Annotated in this window: 19 protein-coding genes; 8 read left to right on the top strand and 11 right to left on the bottom strand. The window is 63.3% G+C overall.

The features are described 5' to 3' along the window. Nucleotides 1-15 precede the first annotated feature (15 nt). From AC0NIL_RS24155 to rpsF, 7 genes are all read right to left on the bottom strand, one after another. On the bottom strand, nucleotides 16-1,506 hold the full coding sequence (locus AC0NIL_RS24155; RefSeq protein ID WP_013532525.1) for a replicative DNA helicase: 1,491 nt from the start codon (nucleotides 1,504-1,506) through the stop codon (nucleotides 16-18). A 220-nt stretch (nucleotides 1,507-1,726) separates the two neighbouring features. After that, the gene (locus tag AC0NIL_RS24150) at nucleotides 1,727-2,704 is read right to left on the bottom strand and encodes a small ribosomal subunit Rsm22 family protein (RefSeq protein ID WP_275953588.1); all 978 of its coding nucleotides are present in this window, start codon (nucleotides 2,702-2,704) and stop codon (nucleotides 1,727-1,729) included. 1 nt (nucleotide 2,705) lies between these two features. Continuing rightward, the gene (locus AC0NIL_RS24145; RefSeq protein WP_275953587.1) at nucleotides 2,706-3,029 is read right to left on the bottom strand and encodes a YnfA family protein; all 324 of its coding nucleotides are present in this window, start codon (nucleotides 3,027-3,029) and stop codon (nucleotides 2,706-2,708) included. A gap of 67 nt (nucleotides 3,030-3,096) precedes the next feature. Then, entirely contained in the window at nucleotides 3,097-4,401 is a 1,305-nt protein-coding gene (locus AC0NIL_RS24140; RefSeq protein WP_013532522.1) for an SAM-dependent methyltransferase, read from the bottom strand. 301 nt (nucleotides 4,402-4,702) lie between these two features. Next, nucleotides 4,703-5,287 (bottom strand): 50S ribosomal protein L9, encoded by a 585-nt coding sequence (gene rplI, locus AC0NIL_RS24135; protein ID WP_013532521.1) that lies wholly within the window; start codon nucleotides 5,285-5,287, stop codon nucleotides 4,703-4,705. Between the two features lie 218 nt (nucleotides 5,288-5,505). Then, nucleotides 5,506-5,754: a 30S ribosomal protein S18 gene (rpsR, locus tag AC0NIL_RS24130; RefSeq protein ID WP_006203718.1), complete on the bottom strand. Its 249-nt coding sequence runs from the start codon at nucleotides 5,752-5,754 to the stop codon at nucleotides 5,506-5,508. Then, nucleotides 5,754-6,254, bottom strand: coding sequence for a 30S ribosomal protein S6 (gene rpsF, locus AC0NIL_RS24125; protein WP_013532520.1), 501 nt, complete (start codon nucleotides 6,252-6,254; stop codon nucleotides 5,754-5,756). The genes rpsR and rpsF overlap by 1 nt, the downstream gene beginning before the upstream one ends. Before the next feature lie 451 nt (nucleotides 6,255-6,705). Between rpsF and AC0NIL_RS24120 the strand changes: the two genes are divergently transcribed. Continuing rightward, a complete protein-coding gene (locus AC0NIL_RS24120) occupies nucleotides 6,706-8,367 on the top strand; it encodes a pilus assembly protein (protein ID WP_063167703.1) in 1,662 nt (553 codons plus the stop codon). A gap of 47 nt (nucleotides 8,368-8,414) precedes the next feature. On the opposite strand, the gene AC0NIL_RS24115 is transcribed toward AC0NIL_RS24120, so the two are convergent. Further along, nucleotides 8,415-10,370 carry an LTA synthase family protein gene (locus AC0NIL_RS24115; protein ID WP_013532518.1) on the bottom strand — a complete coding sequence of 652 codons (1,956 nt, stop codon included), beginning with the start codon at nucleotides 10,368-10,370 and terminating at the stop codon, nucleotides 8,415-8,417. A gap of 253 nt (nucleotides 10,371-10,623) precedes the next feature. On the opposite strand from AC0NIL_RS24115, the gene fabD reads away from it, so the two are divergent. The 7 genes from fabD to gmk all read left to right on the top strand — a co-directional run bounded on the left by fabD (nucleotide 10,624) and on the right by gmk (nucleotide 17,182). After that, nucleotides 10,624-11,565, top strand: coding sequence for an ACP S-malonyltransferase (gene fabD / locus AC0NIL_RS24110; RefSeq protein ID WP_224621685.1), 942 nt, complete (start codon nucleotides 10,624-10,626; stop codon nucleotides 11,563-11,565). A 59-nt stretch (nucleotides 11,566-11,624) separates the two neighbouring features. Further along, entirely contained in the window at nucleotides 11,625-12,362 is a 738-nt protein-coding gene (gene fabG / locus AC0NIL_RS24105) for a 3-oxoacyl-[acyl-carrier-protein] reductase (RefSeq protein WP_275953585.1), read from the top strand. A gap of 211 nt (nucleotides 12,363-12,573) precedes the next feature. Beyond that, nucleotides 12,574-12,810, top strand: a complete 237-nt coding sequence (locus AC0NIL_RS24100) for an acyl carrier protein (protein WP_006203723.1) — start codon at nucleotides 12,574-12,576, stop codon at nucleotides 12,808-12,810. A gap of 34 nt (nucleotides 12,811-12,844) precedes the next feature. Next, nucleotides 12,845-14,107 carry a beta-ketoacyl-ACP synthase II gene (gene fabF / locus AC0NIL_RS24095; protein WP_275953583.1) on the top strand — a complete coding sequence of 421 codons (1,263 nt, stop codon included), beginning with the start codon at nucleotides 12,845-12,847 and terminating at the stop codon, nucleotides 14,105-14,107. A gap of 102 nt (nucleotides 14,108-14,209) precedes the next feature. Beyond that, nucleotides 14,210-15,475, top strand: a complete 1,266-nt coding sequence (gene mltG / locus AC0NIL_RS24090; RefSeq protein WP_013532514.1) for an endolytic transglycosylase MltG — start codon at nucleotides 14,210-14,212, stop codon at nucleotides 15,473-15,475. Nucleotides 15,476-15,631: 156 nt separating this feature from the next. Next, the gene (locus tag AC0NIL_RS24085) at nucleotides 15,632-16,522 is read left to right on the top strand and encodes a YicC/YloC family endoribonuclease (protein ID WP_275953582.1); all 891 of its coding nucleotides are present in this window, start codon (nucleotides 15,632-15,634) and stop codon (nucleotides 16,520-16,522) included. Between the two features lie 3 nt (nucleotides 16,523-16,525). Next, nucleotides 16,526-17,182, top strand: coding sequence for a guanylate kinase (gene gmk, locus AC0NIL_RS24080; RefSeq protein ID WP_013532512.1), 657 nt, complete (start codon nucleotides 16,526-16,528; stop codon nucleotides 17,180-17,182). A 49-nt stretch (nucleotides 17,183-17,231) separates the two neighbouring features. Here the strand turns inward: gmk and rsmA are convergent, their stop codons facing one another. From rsmA to AC0NIL_RS24065, 3 genes are read right to left on the bottom strand one after another with little or no spacing between them, the layout of a single operon-like run. Next, nucleotides 17,232-18,071, bottom strand: a complete 840-nt coding sequence (gene rsmA / locus AC0NIL_RS24075) for a 16S rRNA (adenine(1518)-N(6)/adenine(1519)-N(6))-dimethyltransferase RsmA (RefSeq protein WP_127370435.1) — start codon at nucleotides 18,069-18,071, stop codon at nucleotides 17,232-17,234. Between the two features lie 10 nt (nucleotides 18,072-18,081). Beyond that, nucleotides 18,082-19,110, bottom strand: a complete 1,029-nt coding sequence (gene pdxA, locus AC0NIL_RS24070) for a 4-hydroxythreonine-4-phosphate dehydrogenase PdxA (RefSeq protein WP_063171794.1) — start codon at nucleotides 19,108-19,110, stop codon at nucleotides 18,082-18,084. Between the two features lies 1 nt (nucleotide 19,111). Further along, nucleotides 19,112-20,050: a peptidylprolyl isomerase gene (locus tag AC0NIL_RS24065; RefSeq protein WP_024504313.1), complete on the bottom strand. Its 939-nt coding sequence runs from the start codon at nucleotides 20,048-20,050 to the stop codon at nucleotides 19,112-19,114. Nucleotides 20,051-20,111 lie beyond the last annotated feature (61 nt).

The following is a 20,111-nucleotide window of genomic DNA, read 5'->3' as shown; positions in this document are numbered from 1 at the left end:
ACCTGTCTCAATAGGTCACTCGAACCTTTCCGGCAGATGATGCTCCTCGGCGAGGTCGGAGAAGCGGGTGAACTCGCCCTGGAAGGCAAGGCTGACGGTGCCGGTCGGTCCATGGCGCTGCTTGGCTATGATCACTTCGGCCTTGCCCTGGACCTCGATCATCTTCGTCTCCCAGGCGAGATGCTCGGGCGTGCCTTTCTCCGGCTCCTTGTTCTTGATGTAATATTCCTCGCGGTACACGAACAGCACGACGTCGGCGTCCTGCTCGATCGAGCCCGATTCGCGCAGGTCGGACAGCTGCGGATGTTTGTCGTCGCGGCTTTCGACCTGACGCGAGAGCTGTGAGAGCGCGATGATCGGCACGCCCAACTCCTTGCCGAGCGCCTTCAGTCCGGTGGTGATCTCGGTGATTTCCTGGACGCGGTTCTGCGACGCCTTGGCAGATGAACCCTGCATCAGCTGGATATAGTCGATGACCATCAGGTCCAGGCCGCGCTGGCGCTTGAGGCGGCGGGCGCGCGCCGCGAGCTGGGCGATCGAGATACCACCCGTCTGGTCGATGTAGAGCGGGCGCTTATGGTTCTCCTGCGTGTAGGCGACAAGCTTGCCGAAATCGGCTTCCGTCAAATCGCCGCGCCGGATTTTCGACGATGGAATCTCGGTCTGCTCGGAGATGATGCGGGTGGCCAGCTGCTCCGACGACATTTCAAGCGAGAAGAAGCCGACGACGCCGCCATTGGCCGCCTTGACGGAGCCGTCGGCCTGTTGGGCAGGCTCATAGGCGGCAGCGATGTTGTAGGCGATGTTGGTGGCCAGCGACGTCTTGCCCATGCCTGGGCGGCCGGCGATGATGATCAAATCCGAAGGCTGCAGACCACCCATGCGATGGTCGAGATCGCGCAGGCCGGTGGCAATGCCGGACAGGTGGCCATCGCGCATATAGGCCGCGCTGGCCATGTCGACGGCATTCTTCAACGCATCGGAAAAGCTTTCGAAACCGCCATCGTAGCGGCCGTTTTCGGCCAGTTCGAACAGCCGCCGCTCGGCATCCTCGATCTGTTCGCCGGGTGCCATGTCGACCGGCGCGTCATAGGCGATGTTGACCATGTCTTCGCCGACGGTGATCAGCGCGCGGCGCGTCGCAAGGTCATAGATGGCGCGGCCATAGTCGGTGGCGTTGACGACGGTCACAGCCTCGACCGCCAGCCGCACGACATATTGCGCCATCGTCATGTCGCCGACCTTCTCGTCGGCCGGCAGGAAGGTTTTCAGCGTGATCGGCGTCGCCACCTTGCCCATACGGATGAACTCGGACGCCACCTCATAGATCTTGCGGTGCAGCGGCTCGTAGAAATGGCTGGCCTTGAGGAAGTCAGAGACGCGGTAGAAGGCGTCGTTGTTGACGAGGATGGCGCCGAGCAACGCCTGCTCGGCCTCGATGTTGTTTGGCGCTTCACGATAAAGCGGTGTTTCCGCGACGCCGAATTTTCGCGCTGCCTCTGCCATGATATCCCCGATTTCAATCCCGGCCTTTCGATATCAGAACGTGATGAGTCGGTGCTGACCTTTCTGCATCACTACCCAACCAAAGAACCTTGATGCCCGTTGTTCACAGGAACAACCAATCGTCCACAGGAGAGTATTCGCGTGCCCCGATTCCAGTTGACTCGACAGGGCCCGGATCTCTATCTGACTCGTCGGAACAAAGCAAGAACAATGGCGCTCTTCATTTTGCGATGTTGTCCAGCCTGTCGCCCCAGTCCAGTCGCCGGGCCAACTTGAAGTCGGCGCCGTCGCGCTTGATGAACAAGCGCTCGGTGGCGGTGCCGTCGTCCTGGCAAAGCTTGAGCAGAACCTTGCCGGAGCCGGATTTCGGTGGCGCAAGAACTCGTGCCTGGTGTGATGTGGGGCCGTCGCGAGAAGCCGCGACGTAGATGAATTTCTCGTCTTCCCACGGCACGTCGGCATCCTTGGCCAGCCGATGCAGGCGCGAGCGGGCGACGCGGCGGGAAAAATGGCACCAGTCGGGCTGGACCAGCGGGCAGGGCGCCTGATGCGCGCAAGGCGCAAGCACATGCGCGCCCGCCTCAATCAGCTGCCGGCGCACGGCAAGGATGCGCTGCCAGCCGGCGGGGGTGCCCGGCTCGACGATCAGGAGCGTGTCGCCAGTGAGTTGCCAGAGCCGGTCAATGAGTTTCGGCAGCGATGCCGGCGCGATTTCATCGAGCACATAAGCGCACGTGACCAGATCGGCCGGCTCGATGTCAGCAAGGTCGATGGTGGCATCACCGGCCAGCCATCTGCTCTGGGCGGCAATAGTGTTGCCGGCAAGCGTCTCGCCGACCTTACGCACGGCGGCACTGGCTTCGAACAACACCGCCTGTTCGAGATCGGGCCACAGATCGGTCGCGGCCCAAAGCACCGTGCCAGGGCCGGCGCCGACATCGAGCAAGGTCCTGGGCTGAAAGGCAGGCTTGGCGTCGCTCAGCGCGTCGAGGCTGGCACGGATCGCGGCATAGGTCGCCGGCAGCCGCGTCGCCAGATAGGCCTTCACCGCCAGATCCTCGGCCATGTGCAGACGGCCGTCGCGCAACTCGGCGCGGTAGCGGTCGGACAGCGTCTTTGCCGCTTGCTTGAGTACCGCCAGCGGAACGTTTTCGAGCAGACGCTCGACACCTTGGCGAAGGGAGGCAGGCAACTCCATCTCAAGCGCCCCGCGGGATGAGAAGGATCACCGAAGCACCGGCAATGCAGAGCGCGGCACCGGCAAGATCCCAGCGGTCGGGGCGAACGCCTTCAACCAGCCACAGCCAGCCAAGCGACGCCACGATGTAGATGCCGCCATAGGCGGCGTAGGCGCGACCGGCGGCTGACGTGTCGACCAGCGCCAGCAGGAAGCCGAAGAGGGCAAGCGAGGCGAGGCCGGGAAGCAGCCAAAGCGGCGACTTCTCCAGCCGCCACCAGGCCCAGAATGAAAAGCAGCCGGCGATCTCGGCCAGAGCGGCGGCGGCATAGAGGACAAAGGTCATGAAAAAGGTCCCGCGACGGTCACGGGACCTTTTTCAGTGCCGGCGCCGGCAATGGCAAGCGGCAATGCTATTCCTGGTCGGCAACCTTGCGGCGGCGAGCCGGCTTGGCGGCCGGGCTCTTTTTGACGGGAGCCGTTTCACGATGCCCCATATCGCGCATCTCCAGCGCTTTTTCGCATTTGGCCATGTAGTCGCGTGTCATCGGCAGCGTATCGTTCTTCTTGGCGATCTGGATCTGGAAGATCACCAGATCCTGCCAGCGGAATGCGGCTTCCGAGGCCGCCAGATAGAATTCCCACATGCGGCAGAAGCGCTCGTCATAGATCGCCTTGGCCTTGTCGCGATTGGCGGCGAAGCGCTCGCCCCAGTGCTTCAGCGTGTCGGCATAGTGGAGCCGCAGGATCTCGACGTCGGTGACGACCAGGCCCGACTTCTCGATCGCAGGCATCACTTCCGACAGCGACGGGATGTAGCCGCCCGGGAAGATGTATTTGCGGATGAAGGCGCTGGTCGCCCACGGCACGCCGGAACGGCCGATCGTGTGCAACAGCATGACGCCATCCGGCTTGAGCAGCGTCGCGCTCTTGTCGAAGAAGGTGCGATAGTGGTTGACGCCGACATGCTCGAACATGCCGACCGAGACGATGCGATCGAAACGCTCATTGAGTTCGCGGTAGTCCTTCAGCTCGAAATGCACGCGGCTTTCCAGCCCTTGCGCATGCGCCCGGTCGGTGGCGACGCCATGCTGCTCGGTCGACAGCGTGACGCCTTGCACGTCGACGTCGAACGCCTTGGCGAGATAGAGGCCAAGCCCGCCCCAGCCGGAGCCGATGTCGAGCACCGTCTGGCCGGCCTTCAGCCGGAGCTTGGCGGCGATGTGGCGTTTCTTGGCGCCCTGCGCCTCGTCGAGCGTCATATCCGGCTGCTCGAAATAGGCGCAGGAATATTGCATGTCCTCGTCGAGGAAGAGCCGGTAGAGATCGCCCGACAGATCGTAGTGGCGCTGCACGTTGCGCCGCGAGCGCGAGGCGGTGTTGATCTGCTGCAGCCGGCGGAAGGCGTGGCGCAGGCCTTCGATGGCCTTCGACCAGGTGGCGTCGATGCCGCCGCTGCCCATGTTCTGGAAGGCGATGCGCATCACGCCCAGCACGCCGCCCTCGAGAATGTCGAGTTCGCCGTCCATGTAGGCTTCAGGCACCGCCAGCATCGGATCGAAGGTGATGGCGCGCTCGGCATGCGCGGTCTTGATGTGCATGTGCACCGGTTCGCCGCTGCCGTCGCCGAAAACCACCGCCGTGCCCTTGGGGCCGGTTACCCTAAGATTGCCGGTGCGCACCAAGCGGTCGAGAACGCGCTTCAACAGAATATTCATGACCAAATGTCCCCTCTCGGCCAGACAGGCTGCCTTGGCGCGTGACCGCGAAAATCGGGATCGATTTCGCCGGAGATCTTGCGCCGAACCAAAGTTGCACAGCGTGCTTTGCGCGGCCAAAGGACGCGCGACGCCATAGTCTGCAACAATATATAGGGGTTCGAAAAGTTCCATTTGGCACAAAAATGCCCGGGCGCGAGGCCCGGGCATTGGTCCAGCATGGCTGGATGACGGCAAAGTGATCGGAGCTTGGCGTCAAGTCGTGATCAGCCCCATGGCTCCAATCGCTTGCGACGTGTGATCAGGCGTTGTCTTCGTCGCCCTCGAACTCGGTGTTCGGATCGAAGAAGTTCTCCGGCCGGGCGTTGTCGTTGATGTCGTCGCCATAGATGGCTTCGGCGGTGGTCAGCGTCTCGCCCTTGGCCTGGCGCTCGGCTTCGTCGGCCGTGCGGGCGATGTTGAGCGTGACGGTGACCTCGACTTCCGGATGCAGCGCGATCGCCACATTGGTGACACCGATGGTCTTGATCGGCTGGTTGAGCAGGATCTGGTTGCGGTTGATCGAAAAACCTTCCGCCGTCAGCAGATCGGCGATGTCGCGGGTCGAAACGGAACCGTAAAGCTGACCGGTTTCGCCGGCGGAGCGAACGGCGATGAAGCTCTTGCCGTCGAGCTTTTCAGCGACCTGGGCCGCTTCCGACTTGCGCTCGAGGTTGCGGGCTTCAAGCTGGGCGCGCTGGCCTTCGAACTTCTTCTTGTTGGCTTCGTTGGCGCGCAGCGCCTTGCCCTGCGGCAGCAGGAAGTTACGGGCGAAGCCGTCCTTGACCTTGACGGTATCGCCCATCTGGCCGAGGCGGGAAACGCGTTCGAGAAGAATGACGTCCATGGATTTGTTCCTTTGGTTGGACGCCAATCGATCGATGAGATCGGCGCCGAATGTCTTGGGAACAGGTCAGGAAGCTTGAGCGCCTTTGGCGCTGGTGTCGCTGTCCTGCCTGTGCGGCAGTTAGAGGTTTTGACCTCAACCCGGGATTTGATGTTCAACCCTGCGGCGCCCGTCGCCGTGGGAGAAGAGCGGGCGGCGAACCGCCCGCATTTGAGATATTAGCGAACCACGTAGGGCAGCAGGCCGAGGAAGCGGGCGCGCTTGATCGCCTTGGCGAGTTCGCGCTGCTTCTTCTGGCTGACGGCGGTGATGCGCGACGGCACGATCTTGCCACGCTCGGAAATGTAGCGCTGCAGCAGACGCACGTCCTTGTAGTCGATCTTGGGCGCGTTGGCGCCGGAGAACGGGCAGGTCTTGCGGCGGCGATGGAACGGGCGCCGGGTCGGGATCTGATTGATGTCGACCATTATTCTGCACCCCCTTCAAAGCCTTCGCGCGGACGGCGCGGACCACGATCGGCACCGGCGTCGCCGAACGAGCGCGGCGGACGATCGCCACGGTCGCCGCGATCACGATCGCCGAACGAACGCGGACCACGATCGCCACGGTCACGGTCGCCGAAGCCGCCGCGTTCCGAGCGCTCTTCGCGCTTCTGCATCATGGCCGACGGGCCTTCCTCATGCGCCTCGACCTTGATGGTCAGGAAACGCAGCACGTCTTCGGACAGGCCCATCTGGCGCTCCATCTCGTTGAGCGCGGCCGCCGGGCAATTCAGGTCCATCAGCGTGTAGTAAGCCTTCCGGTTCTTGTTGACCCGGTAGGTGAGGGACTTCAGTCCCCAGTTCTCGACCCGGCCGACGGACCCGCCATTTGCGGAGATGACACCCTTGTACTGTTCGACAAGCGCATCGACCTGCTGCTGCGAGAGGTCCTGCCGGGCAAGAAACACATGTTCGTAAAGAGCCATTATGTCTTATGCCTTTCTTCGTTTCTCTCCCGGTTCCCGGCGGCAAAAGCCTCTGCAACTTCTCTGACCCGCAAACCCTCGAGGGGCAGGGGGAAGAAAGGAGCATGACGAGACGGTCGAGAGCGGAGACACGGGAGGCGGAAGCACTTCCGGCTTCACACGAAGGTTCTGAAAAACCTCCGGCCCTCCGTTCAGCCCCCAGCAAGGACCGGCAGATTGCGGGCGTCTATACAGCAATCCGGCCGCAAAGCAAGGGCAAGCGGCATTCCCGTGTGTCGCAGGCGACGATCGGGAGCAGCAACGGCCGGAGTCGTGGTTTCCGGCAACCACGTCTTAACCACACCAGCAGGTTGTGTGGAGTTGAAGCCTGGCCGTCAACGGTCGATTCATCATGGAAGGCGCAAAAGCCCGGACAACCGCGCAAAAGCGGCAAGCATTTCCGGGGGTAAGGATGCTTCTCAACAAATTCTGGCGCTCGAAGAGCGGCAATTTCACGCTTGTGCTGGGACTGGGTTTGCCGGTCATCCTGACGGCAGTCGCTTTCGCAACCGATGTCTCGACCCTTATGCGGGCCAAGAGCAATTTGCAGAACGCTCTCGATTCGGCAAACCTTGCTTCTTCGCACCTTGGCGATCTCGACATCACCCGCAATGACGCTTTCAACCGCTATTTCCAGGCCAACATCGTCGGTCATGGCGAGCTCGACAATGCGCAGGCGACGTTGACTGTCGACAAGGGCGTCAACTTCGTCAAGACCAAGGCGGTTGCCTCGGCGGACGTCCATCTCAACTTCGCCTTCCTGTTCGGCGACAGCAAGCACATCGTGGTCGATGCCTCGGCGGTCGAATCGAACAACCAGCTCGAAGTCGTGCTGGTGCTGGACAACACCGGCTCGATGGCCGGCGCGCGGATGACGGCGCTGAGGACGGCGACAAAATCGTTGCTCGACACGCTCGAAGCGGCGAAATCGCCAACGCGCAAGATCCGCGCCTCGCTGGTTCCTTTCGTGACGGCCGTCAACGTCAATGGCGACGGCTTCGACCCGTCCTGGATCGACATGGACGGCAAGTCCTCAACCAACGGCGTCAATTTTCCCGTCATCGACGGCAAGCGGCCGAACCACATGGCGCTTTTCAAACAGCTCAAGAAGACCGGATGGGCCGATGCCGGATGGAATGGCACCGGATGGAAAGGTTGCGTCGAGGCGCGGCCAGGCGCTTACAATATCTCCGACACGCCACCCGACCCGGCCAAGCCCGACACGCTGTTCGTGCCCTACTTTGCGCCGGATGATCCCGAAGACGCCCAGAAGCCGTCTGGCTCCTATGGCAATTCGGATAAATACTACAACAACTCCTATCTCAACGATGTCAGCGACAAAACCAGGCTTGCCCAGTCGGGCATCAACATTCTGGGCATCGATCTCAGCAACCTGCTCGGCAATCTCATCGAACTTCTGTCGCCCGATGACAGGGATGCCAGGGAAAAGATCGCCAAATATGTTGCGCCCGCCAAGGAACTCATCACCGAGATCGGCTCTCCCGTCACTGTCGGCCCCAACCGTGCGTGTCCGACCCCGGTGGTCCCCCTGACCGACGACTTCGACAAGCTGCGCAAGGCGGCCAGTCAGATGACCGAGTGGAATGGCTCGGGTACCAATGTCTCCGAGGGCCTGTCATGGGGTATGCGTGTGCTGTCGCCCGCCGCGCCCTACACCGACGGAGCGCCGTGGAAGACGCCCGGCATCAGCAAGATCGTGCTGTTGCTCACCGACGGCGAGAACGTCGTCTATGGCGCCAGCGAACAAGAACCGACAAAGTCGGATTACACATCCTATGGCTATCTGGCTGGCGGCCGCTTCGGATCGGACAACCAGACGACCGCTGCGCGCAATGTCGACGGCTGGACCAAAAACGTTTGCACGCAATTGAAGAACGAGGGCGTGCAGATCTACACCATGGTGCTGCAATCCGACACCGCAGCCAACCGTGCGCTTTACAGCGCCTGCGCCTCGGATCCGAGCAACTATTATGCCGTCAACGATCCGACCAAACTGCCGAACGTGTTCCTTCAGATCGCCAACAACTTCACGAAGCTGCAATTGACCAACTGAACACGCGAACCGAGACGGACCAGCAGGCTCTGAGGAAATCGCTGGCCTCAACTCGTATGCGCGGCGACAATCTTGTCGACCGTTTCGGGGAAGAAGTCGGGCGCTGCGTGGCGTTTGCCGAACATCATATCGTACTGCAGCAGGCGGAAATCGCGGATCGCCGGATCGATCTCCTTCTGCCGCGCCCAATCGGGCGTGGCCTCGCCAGCCGGCGTCAGCAGCAAATTGCGGTCGACGACACGGTAGTGTTCGCTCATCTCGCCCAGGAAGCCGGTGTAGTAGGGATGGCTGATGCCGGCCGTCTTCAGGATATGATAGGGCAGGAAGGCCGGGCTGACAGCGCCCATGTGCTCAGCCGGCCCGGTGCGGTTCGACCAGATGACCAGCGGCGTCTCATGATGCTCGAGGGCAGCCTCGGGCGACGCTTCCTTGCGCGGCGCGACATTGTCCTTCAGGAAGCCGGTTTCGACATAGACCGGCCCGAGCGGCGGCAGATGGTCGCCGAAGAAGGCGATCACGGTTGGGCGGGAGCGTGTCTTTGCCCATTCGACGAGGCGTTCGAGACCGCGATCGGCATCGGCTGAGCCTTCGGCGTAGCTGAGCAGCGATTCGCGCGCCCACTGGCTGATCGGCGCCTGCACCCTGTGCGTGGGACTGTAATAGCGGTTCGGTTCGTAGGGACCGTGGTTTTGCAGGCTGACCGCAAAGAAGAATACCGGCTCTTCGCTGGCGTCGGCCTCGCTGATGATCTCGTCGGTCATCGCGGCATCCGATGCCAGTGGCCCGCGCTTTTGCATTGGCGGCAGCGTCTCTTCCGACTTGAAATCGTTGAAGCCGAAATCGGCGTAGACCGCGCCACGGTTCCAGAACCAGTTGGTGCCCGGATGGATGGCGCGCGCCCGATAACCCTGGCTCTTGAGGAAGGTTGCCAGCGACGGCGTCGGCGTGCGCACATATTGCTGGTAGGGGATGCTGCCGGCCGGCAGGAACGCGTTGGAGAAGCCGGTCAGCGCCTCGAACTCGATATTGGCGGTCATGCCGCCGAACTCCGGCGAGAACATCGAGCCGGAGCGCAGCGCCCGCACATTGGGGATCGGATCGGGCGTGATGGTGACGCCGGGCAGCTTGGTCGGGTCCCAGAAGGACTCGCTCATGACGATGATGATGTCAGGCTTCTCGGCCGGCACCGAGGCGGTCACATCGGGCCTGGCGATCGCCGCGATCGCCTTGTCGGAATAGCCCGGCGGCGCAGAGACATGCGCCATCGGCACATTGAGCGCAAAGGCCAGCGCAAAACCGTTGGAGGCATAGTTTTCCTTCTGGTCCCACATGATCGGGATGATCTGCAACCGGTCCCTGGTCCAGGAGAACGTGGCATAGTCCATGATCGAAACGAAGAAGGCGAGCAGCGGCACTGCCAGCGTCAGCCGCGCAAGGCGTCCCTTGCGGCTGAGTGCGGGAACCTTGCGGCGCCACATCCGCCAGCCATAGACGAGCAGCGACAGGCCGGCGACGATGCCGACGACCATGGCGAGCGCGGTCATCGGCCGGTCGCGCACCAAAAGCGGCAACAGCGCAAAGATCTGGCGGGCATAGAGGAAATCGGTCGGATAGAGCGGATCGCCGAGATAATGCGACTTCTGGTGGCCGACGAAGGCAAGCGATAGCGTCAGCGGCGCGACGATCATCAGGCTCTGATGGCTGCGGCCCAGCACCGCATCGAGGCCGATCAGGATCAGCGCGAACACGACGATGGTGGTCCAGCCCGGCTTGAGCGGCTGCAGGAAGAAGGAGACCGTGCCGGCAAAGTCGCCGCGCACGATCAGTTCGATGGCAAACACCAGGACGGCGGCGATCGCCAGGCTGATCAGCCCATAGCGCACGACCGGCCATCTCCTGCCCGGCAGATAGCCGGTGGAGGGGTCGTCTTCCAGGAACTGTGGCGCGGCCTTGCCGGCGCGTTTGTAACTCTTTGCCACTTTAACTTCCCCACCCAGCGACAAGCACGTCACTCGATTGTCATGGAATTGTCACGCAAAGCTAGCGCCTGTGGCCAAAATAAGAAGAGCCAGCAAACGAATCGTGAGCGGTTTTCATCAGGAGTGATCGCCAAAAAGCCTTTCGGAACAGGCACTCGGCGGATGAAGCTGCCGTCGAGCAGGGTCGAACCGGGCTTGACTTGGCGGCCTGCCTTGCGTCACAGGCAAGAAAAACTCGTCTATCAGGCAAGCAAAACCAGCCCTTGGGAGCCCGCGCATGGCCGTTGCATTCACCTTTCCTGGACAAGGCAGCCAGGCAGTCGGCATGGGCAAGGATCTCGCCGAGGCCTTTCCCGAGGCGCGCAGAATTTTCCAGGAAGTCGACGACGCGCTCGGCGAAAACCTGTCGAAGCTGATCTGGGAAGGGCCGGAAGAGACGTTGATGCTGACCGCCAACGCGCAGCCGGCGCTGATGGCGGTGTCGCTGGCCGCGATCCGGGCGCTGGAATCGCGCGGCTTCTCGCTGAAAGGCAAGATCGCCTATGTCGCCGGTCATTCGCTGGGCGAATATTCGGCGCTCGCGGCCGCTGGCTTCGTTTCGGTTGCCGATGCCGCCAGGCTGCTGCGCATCCGCGGCAATGCCATGCAGGCGGCGGTGCCGGCCGGCGAGGGCGCCATGGCGGCGATCATCGGATTGGAACAGGCCGATGTCGAAGCAGCCTGCGCCGAGGCTGCCAAAGGCTCCGTCTGCCAGATCGCCAACGACAATGGCGGCGGCCAACTGGTCATTTCCGGCGCCAGGGCCGCGGTCGAACTGGCGGCGAAACTGTGCACTGAGAAAGGCGCCAAGCGCGCACTGATGCTGCAGGTGTCCGCGCCCTTCCATTCGGCGCTGATGGCGCCGGCCGCGAACGTCATGCGCGACGCACTCGCCGGTGTGACAAAGAATGCGCCGGTCGTTCCCGTCCTCTCCAATGTCACGGTCAGCCCGACCAGCGATCCGGACGAGATCGCCCGCCGCCTGGTCGAGCAGATAACCGGCCGCGTACGCTGGCGCGAGACCGTGGAGTGGTTCGGCGCAAATGGCGTCACCACGCTTTATGAGATTGGCGCCGGCAAGGTGCTTTCGGGATTGGCGCGGCGCATCAACCGCGACATCGCCACTGCGTCGGTCGGCTCGGCGGCTGAGGTCGAGGCGACGCTAGCAGCGCTTGCATAAAGCCCCATTTGATCCCATTCCCTGCAAAGGGGTGTTCTCTTCTCAATCAGGAGACAAAAATGTTCGAATTGACTGGCCGCAAGGCGCTCGTCACCGGCGCATCGGGAGGCATCGGCGAGGCGATCGCCCGGATGCTGCATGCGCAAGGCGCGATCGTCGGCCTGCATGGCACCCGCATCGAGAAATTGGACGCGCTGGCTAGCGAGCTTGGCGACCGGGTCAAGCTGTTCCCGGCCAATTTGTCCAACCGTGACGACGTCAAGGCGCTCGGCCAGAAAGCCGAGGCCGATCTCGAAGGCGTCGACATCCTGGTCAACAACGCCGGCATCACCAAGGACGGGCTGTTCGTGCGCATGTCGGATGCCGATTGGGACAGCGTGATCGAGGTCAATCTGACCGCCGTTTTCCGGCTCACCCGCGAACTCACCCATCCGATGATGCGCCGCCGCCATGGCCGCATCATCAACATCACCTCGGTGGTCGGCGTGACCGGCAACCCCGGCCAGACCAATTACTGCGCCTCCAAGGCCGGCATGATCGGCTTCTCCAAGTCGCTGGCGCAGGAGATCGCCACCCGCAACATCACCGTTAACTGCGTTGCACCAGGCTTCATCGAATCGGCAATGACCGACAAGCTCAACGACAAGCAGAAAGAGGCGATCATGGCGGCGATCCCGACGCGGCGCATGGGCACCAGCGTCGAAGTCGCGTCCGCCGTCGCTTATCTCGCCTCCAACGAAGCCGCCTACGTCACCGGCCAGACCATCCACGTAAATGGCGGCATGGCTATGATTTGAACGAGGTTCTGCAGCAACGCCGGCGGGTTGTGTAAAGAGACCATTTCGGCTTGGACCTCAGCTATTTTTCGTGTAATGCGGCCCGCAACCCGGCGGTTCGGGCAAAAATCGGTCCGTAGTCGTTGCGTTTCCGGCAGGACCATCTTTCAGCTTGATTAGCGGCATTCTGCCCGCTAACGAAGACAGACAAACAAAAGACGAGGATGCCCAAATGAGTGACACCGCAGAGCGCGTCAAGAAGATCGTCATCGAGCACCTTGGCGTCGATGCCGACAAAGTGACGGAGCAGGCGAGCTTCATCGATGATCTGGGCGCCGACAGCCTCGACACGGTCGAACTCGTCATGGCGTTCGAAGAAGAATTCGGCGTCGAGATCCCCGACGACGCGGCCGAGACCATCCTGACCGTCGGCGATGCCGTGAAGTACATCGACAAGGCTTCGGCCTGACGCTTTCTGCAGTCATCACCGGGGAGGACCTGCGATGAGGCGTGTCGTCGTCACGGGCCTTGGCTTGCTGTCGCCGTTCGGCATGGGCTTCGAGCACAGCTGGAAGGAGCTTCTGACCGGCCGCAGCGCTGCCAAGCGCATCACCGAGTTCGAGGTGGAGGACCTTGCTTGCAAGATCGCCCACGTCATTCCGCGTGGTGACGGCAGCAATGCCACCTTCAATCCCGAGGCCGTGCTCGAGCCGAAGGAATTGCGCAAGATCGGCGACTTCATCCTGTACGGGATTGCCGCCGCCGACGAGGCGCTGAAGGATTCCGGCTGGGAACCCAAGACGCATGAAGAGCAATGCGCCACCGGCGTCCTGATCGGCTCCGGCATCGGCGGCATCGAGGGCATCGCCGAGAACGCGATGGTTCTCAAGGAGCGCGGCCCGCGCCGCATCAGCCCCTTCTTCATCCCGGGCCAGATCATCAATCTCGTCTCCGGGCAGGTTTCGATCCGGCACGGGCTGAAAGGCCCGAACCATGCCGTCGTCACGGCCTGTTCGACCGGCGCGCACGCCATTGGCGATGCTGCCCGGCTGATCATGTGGGGCGATGCCGACGTGATGGTCGCCGGTGGCGCCGAAGCGCCGGTGACGCGGCTGTCGATCGCCGGGTTCGCCGCATGCCGGGCACTGTCGACGGAACGCAATGATTCGCCGCAAACGGCGTCGCGCCCCTATGATCGCGACCGCGACGGCTTCGTCATGGGCGAGGGCGCCGGCGTTGTCGTGCTCGAGGAGCTCGAACATGCCAAAGCGCGCGGCGCCAAGATCTATGCCGAGGTGACGGGTTATGGTCTCACCGGCGACGCGCATCACATCACGGCGCCCGCCGAGGATGGCGATGGTGCCTTCCGTTGCATGACGGCAGCACTCAACCGGGCCAAGCTTACGCCTGCCGACGTCGACTACATCAACGCGCACGGCACCTCGACCATGGCCGACACGATCGAGCTCGGCGCTGTCGAGCGGCTTGTCGGCAATGCCGCATCGAAGATTTCGATGTCGTCGACCAAGTCGTCGATCGGCCATCTGCTTGGGGCGGCCGGCGCCGCCGAAGCGATCTTCTCGATCCTTGCCATCAGGGACAATGTCGCGCCGCCGACCATCAACCTCGACAACCCCGAACGCGAAACCGCGATCGACCTGGTGCCGAACAAGCCGCGCGCCCGCCAGATCGACGTGGCGCTGTCCAATTCGTTCGGCTTTGGCGGGACCAATGCGTCGCTGGTCTTCCAGCGCTACAATGGCTGATCGTCCGGCTGCCGGGCGACGCTTTGGCGTGCCGCCAATTTTGCCATATTCGCCTCTACTCTGCCGCTGGGGATTCGTTGGGCGATCAAACGGTAGGGCGAAATGAACACAAATCCGGCAGGCAACGGAGAATTCGGGCAACGGCCGGCAACATCCGGACCGATCGTGCCGAAAACGGCCAGCGAGGCGTTGCGGCCAGAGGCCGGCACGCCGCCGCCGAAGCGCTCGCGTGCGTCACGCAGCCAGGTCGTCGTGTTCATGAACTTCGTCATCTCCTCGGTGATGCTGGTGGTTCTGGCGGCCGGCGTCGCGGTCTATTTCGGCAAGCAGGAATTCACCGAGCCCGGACCCTCCGCTAATGGCGATACCTTCCTGGTCAAGCCGAACACCGGCGTCCAGGATATCGCCGACCAGCTCGAACGCCGCGGGCTGATCAGCGATGCCCGGGTATTCCGCCTTGGCGTGCGCGCCTTCGGCAATGATTCGGCGCTGAAAGCCGGCGAGTACGAGATCAAGCCCAGGGCTTCCATGCGCGATATCATGGAGCTTCTGAAGAGCGGCAAGTCGGTGATGTATTCGCTGACCATCCCTGAAGGACTGACTGTCGACCAGGCATTGCAGCGCATCGCCGAGGAGACTGCCTTGAGCGGCGACATGCCGGCAACCACGCCGCCGGAGGGCAGCCTCGCCACCGACACGCTGCGCTTCACGCGCGGCGCGACACGCCAGCAGATGGTCGACAAGCTGCTTGCGGATCAGAAGAAGCTGGTTGACGATGTCTGGCAGCGGCGCGCGCCGGACCTGCCGCTGGCCAACGTCGAGGAGTTCGTCACGCTGGCTTCGATTGTCGAGAAAGAGACGGGCAAGGGTGACGAGCGTTCACGGGTTGCCGCCGTCTTCCTGAACCGGCTTGCCAAGGGCATGCGCCTGCAATCCGATCCGACCATCATCTACGGGCTGTTCGGCGGCAAGGGAAAGCCGGCGGACCGGCCGATCTACCAGTCGGATATCCAGAAACAGACCCCCTACAACACCTATGTGATCAACGGCTTGCCGCCGACGCCGATCGCCAATCCGGGTCGTGCAGCGCTGGAGGCGGTGGCCAACCCATCGAAGACCGACGACCTCTATTTCGTCGCCGACGGCACCGGTGGGCACGTCTTTGCCGCGACGCTGGACGAGCACAACGAGAATGTCGCCCGCTATCGCGCTCTGCAGAAGAAGCAGGCGGATGACGTCGCCAAAGCCGCCAAGACGACCGGCGGCGGCGACAGCGATGCCGTCAAGCCGGCGGACGGTGGGCCGGCCGACAGTGGGCCTGCTGACGGTGCCGACGACAGCGGCGGTGACGCGGGCGCTGCCCAGTAGAATGAAGAAAGGCGTTGCCCGACAGGCGACGCCCTGACATTTGCAAGAGCGCCGCGCGTCCGATTTCGACGCGCCTGCGGCGCAGTCATTTTCAAGCCGCACTTGCTCTGTCCGGAAAGCCGGTTCGGGGCAATGTGCCAGGGACGTGTGGGCGATATGAATTTGCAGAGCATGACCGGTTTTGCACGTGCCGTCGCCGAGCACGAAGGCACTTCGATCGCCTGGGAGGTCAAGTCCGTCAACGGCAAGAGCGTCGAAGTACGGCTGCGGCTGCCGCAAGGCTTCGAGCGGTTGGAACCGGCTGTCCGGCAGATACTTCAGAAACGTTTCGCACGCGGCAATTTTCAGGCGACGCTGACCATCGGCCGTGCCGTCGGCGCGCAGGCGCAGCCGGTCGTCAACGAAGCCTTCCTGAAGGACCTGGCCGGGCTCGCCAAGCGGCTGCAGGAGCAGTTCGGCGTTGCTGCGGCGACCTCGGATGGACTGCTGTCACTGCGCGGCGTGCTCGACATTCCCGAAACTGTCGAAACCGAGGAGGCGAGGGCCGCGCTCGATGCCGCGATCATGGCCGCGCTCGAAGTGGCCTTGAACGGGCTCGAACAGGCTCGGCAGGGCGAAGGGGCCGCGCTGGCTTTGCTGCTGTCGGGCCATATCGACGCAATCGAGGCGCTGACGCTGCGGGCAGAAGTGGATCCATCCCGCGAGACCGCGGTGATCCGGGAACGCATCGCCGAGCAGGTCAGGCTGCTGATGGACGCTTCCGCCAATTTGGATGCCACCCGACTGCACATGGAGGCCGCGTTCCTGGCCACCAAGGCCGATATTCGCGAAGAGATCGACCGGCTGAAAACGCATGTCGCATCCGGCCGGGCACTGCTGGTGGGCGGCGGCGCGGTCGGTCGCAAGCTCGATTTTCTGGCACAGGAATTTAACCGCGAATCGAATACGCTGTGTTCCAAGTCGAATGCCGCCGCCATCACCGCGATCGGGCTGGACCTGAAGGCGGTGGTCGACCAGTTTCGTGAACAGATCCAGAATCTGGAGTAGCCGATGGTTGCCAAGGATTTGGGGTCCCGCATTCGCCGCCGGGGCCTGATGCTCGTCCTGTCGTCGCCGTCCGGCGCCGGCAAGTCGACGATCGCGCGCAATCTTCTGGAAAGCGATTCCAGCCTCGAACTGTCGGTCTCGGTCACCACCAGGCCGCGCCGCGGCAGCGAGATCGAAGGCGTCCACTATCATTTCCGGACGATGCGCGAATTCGAGCGGCTTCGTGATTCCGACGCGCTGCTGGAGTGGGCCGAGGTGCATGGCAATTGCTATGCGACACCGCGCGAGCCTGCCGAACTGGCGCTGTCTGAAGGGCGCGACATGCTGTTCGACATCGACTGGCAGGGCGCCCAGCAGCTCAAGGAGAAGATGCGCGCCGACATCGTCTCGATCTTCATCCTGCCGCCATCGATGAAGGAGTTGAAGGCACGGCTGAAGCGCCGCGCCGAAGACCAGGAAGCGGTGATCGAAACGCGGTTGAAAAACGCCCGCAACGAGATCGAGCACTGGAAGGAATATGATTTCGTCATCGTCAATGATGACCTCGACCGCGCCTTCGCCGAAGTGCGCGGCATCGTCGTCGCCGAGCGGCTGAGACGCGACCGCCGGCCAGGCCTGTTCGATTTCGTCTCGGGACTGTTGGACGAGAAGACGGGTTGAGGCGGTGAAGCGCCAATCTCCCCCACGAGGGGGGCAGATCGGCAGCTTCTTACACCGCGTTTGTCAACCTTACAAACTCCTCGACGCTGAGCGTCTCGGCGCGGCGTGTCGGATCGATGCCGGCGCGGTCGAGCAGGGCCTCGCCGCCGAGGCTCTTAACGCTTTGCCGCAGCATCTTGCGACGTTGGCCGAAGGCGGCTTCTGTGACGCGGCCGAGTTTCTTCACCTCGGTGGGCAGGGGCATCGGGCGCGGCACAAGATGCACCACCGAGGAGGTGACCTTTGGCGGCGGCGTGAATGCCTGTGGCGGTACGTCGAAGGCGATCCTCGCCTCCGTCCGCCAGCCGGCAAGGACCCCCAGCCGGCCATAGCTGTCGCTGCCGGCGGGAGCGACGATGCGCTCGGCCACCTCGCGCTGGAACATCAAAGTCATCGAGGTGTAGAAAGGCGGCCAGTCGCTGACGGTCAACCAGCGCACCAGCAGCTCCGTGCCGATGTTGTAGGGCAGGTTGGCCACGATCTTGACCGGGCCGCCATTGCCGGTCGCTCGACTGGCAAGGCCCGTGAAATCCGTCTTCAGCGCATCGCCCGAAACAACCTCCAGCCGGCCGGGATAGTGGTCGGACACTTCGGCAAGAGCAGCCAGGCAACGTTCGTCGCGCTCTATGGCGATCACCTGGCGCGCTCCGTTGGCAAGCAAGGCGCGGGTCAGCCCGCCGGGACCGGGGCCGACCTCGATGACGGTTGCATCGGACAAGTCGCCGGCGGTGCGGGCGATCTTGCCGGTGAGGTTGAGGTCGAGCAGGAAATTCTGGCCGAGCGCCTTCTTCGCCTGCAGCCCATGACGCTCGATCACCTCGCGCAACGGCGGCAGCCCGTCGATGCTCATGTCCGAGATCTCATGCGGCAACCGCCTTGGTGTTCGTGTCGGCCAGCCGCCGGGCAAGCTTCAGCGCCGCTATCAGGCTGTCGGGCCGCGCCACACCCTTGCCGGCGATGTCGAAGGCCGTGCCGTGGTCGGGCGAGGTGCGGATGAAGGGCAGGCCGAGCGTGACATTGACCGCCTCGTCGAAAGCCAGCGCCTTGGCCGGGATAAGCGCCTGGTCGTGATACATGCAAAGGGCCGCGTCGTAACCAGCCCGCGCCCGGGCATGGAACAATGTGTCGGCCGGCAAAGGGCCGAAAGCGTCGATGCCTTCGGCGCGCAGGATGTCGACCGCCGGGCGCACGATCCGCTCGTCCTCGAGGCCCATGGCGCCGCCTTCGCCGGCATGTGGATTGAGCCCGGCAATCGCCAGCCGTGGCCTGGCGATGCCGAAGCGGCCGGCAAGGTCGGCAGCGGTGATACGCGCGGTGGCGACGATCAGTTCGGTGGTCAGTGCCTTCGGCACCTCGGCCAGCGCTATGTGGATGGTGACGGGAACGGTGCGCAGGTCGGGTCCTGCCAGCATCATCACCGGCATCGCCTCGACGCCGCTGTGCCGAGCCGCCAGATGCGCCAGATATTCGGTGTGGCCGGGAAAGCGAAAGCCGGCATCGTAGAGCGGCTTCTTGGCGATGGGGCAGGTGACCACGGCCGAGGCTTCGCCGGCAAGGCAATCGGCGACGGCGCGGTCGATGGCCTCGATGGTGGCGGCCGCATTGGCCGGATCCGGCTGGCCGGGGCTGTCGATGCAGCCTGCAGCCAGCGGAACGATCGGCAAGGCGCGGGCAAAGACCTGCGCCGCTTGTGCCGGGGTGGCTTCGGCGATCGGCAGCGAGAGGCCGAGCAGGCGCGCCCGGGAGGCGATCAGCGCCGGATCGGCGAGCAGGTAGAAGGGGGGCAGGGCGGCAGCTTCACGCGCCATGAAGGCGGCGATGGCGATCTCCGGCCCAATGCCGGACGGATCGCCGGCGCTCAACGCGAGCGCAGTCACTGCGTTGCCCACGTCAGCGCTTGACGATGCGGGCTTTTGCCTTCAGCTCGTCGACATATTTCTTGCTGAGCGCGTCGGCATCCTTGTCGCCGCCGGAGCCTTCGGCCTGGAACGCCATCTGGGCAACCTTGTCGTCGGACACTTCGCGCGACGAGCAGATGCCGATGAATTCGACGCCGCGTTCGGTTTCGCGCGTGACGGTGGCACCGCCGACTTTGGTAGCTTTGATCTGCTCGGCCCAGTCCGGCGGCAGTTGCGGCGCCAGCACCCGGCCCAGATCGCGAACGGTGACGTCGATCAGGCCCTTGGCGAATTCGCGCGTCGTGTTGCAGCCGTTGAAGCGGGCGCGCATGGCGTCGGCCTCTCGCTTGCGTTTGCCCAGCGTCGCGCTGCGTTCAGCCGCCGGCACCACGAAGATGACCTGCTGCAGCATGTATTCGGTGGCGCTCGGTTTGGCGCCGCCTTTTTCGAGCATCTTCCTGACGAGATCCTGTTCGCTGACGGCGCCGGTGCCGTCGCCGGAACGGTAGCGCGCGCTCAAGGCCTGGTTCCAGGCCATCTGGGCGCGGATGAATTCCTTGAAGTGGCTCTTGGTGACGCCCGACTTCTCCATGACGCCGTCGAGCTGGCTGAGCTGCATCTTGTTGCTCGAGGCAAAGCGCTGATACGCGGCATCGACCTGGGCGTCGCTGATGCGGATACCAAGCCGCTTGGCCTCGGCCATACGCAGCGTCTGGTCGATCATTTCCTGGCCGGCATCGCCCTTCTTGCGCTGCAGCTTCAGGAAAGCGGCGCGATGGGCGATGTCGCCGGTGGTGACAGGAATGTCGTTGACGACGTATTTGATCTCGCTGGCGAAAGCCGGCGGCGCCATTACGGTGATCGACACGGACGTCGCCGCCACGAGCAACGCGAAACCTGCTGAAAAGAGGTATTTCCTCATCGTTGGCATCCCAATTCTATCCCGGTCCCGCCCAATTTGATCTTTCCAGGTGCGCGAAATCCGTGCCAGC

Source organism: Mesorhizobium sp. WSM1343, from assembly GCF_055901535.1.
This window is presented reverse-complemented; position numbering and strand designations above follow the sequence as displayed.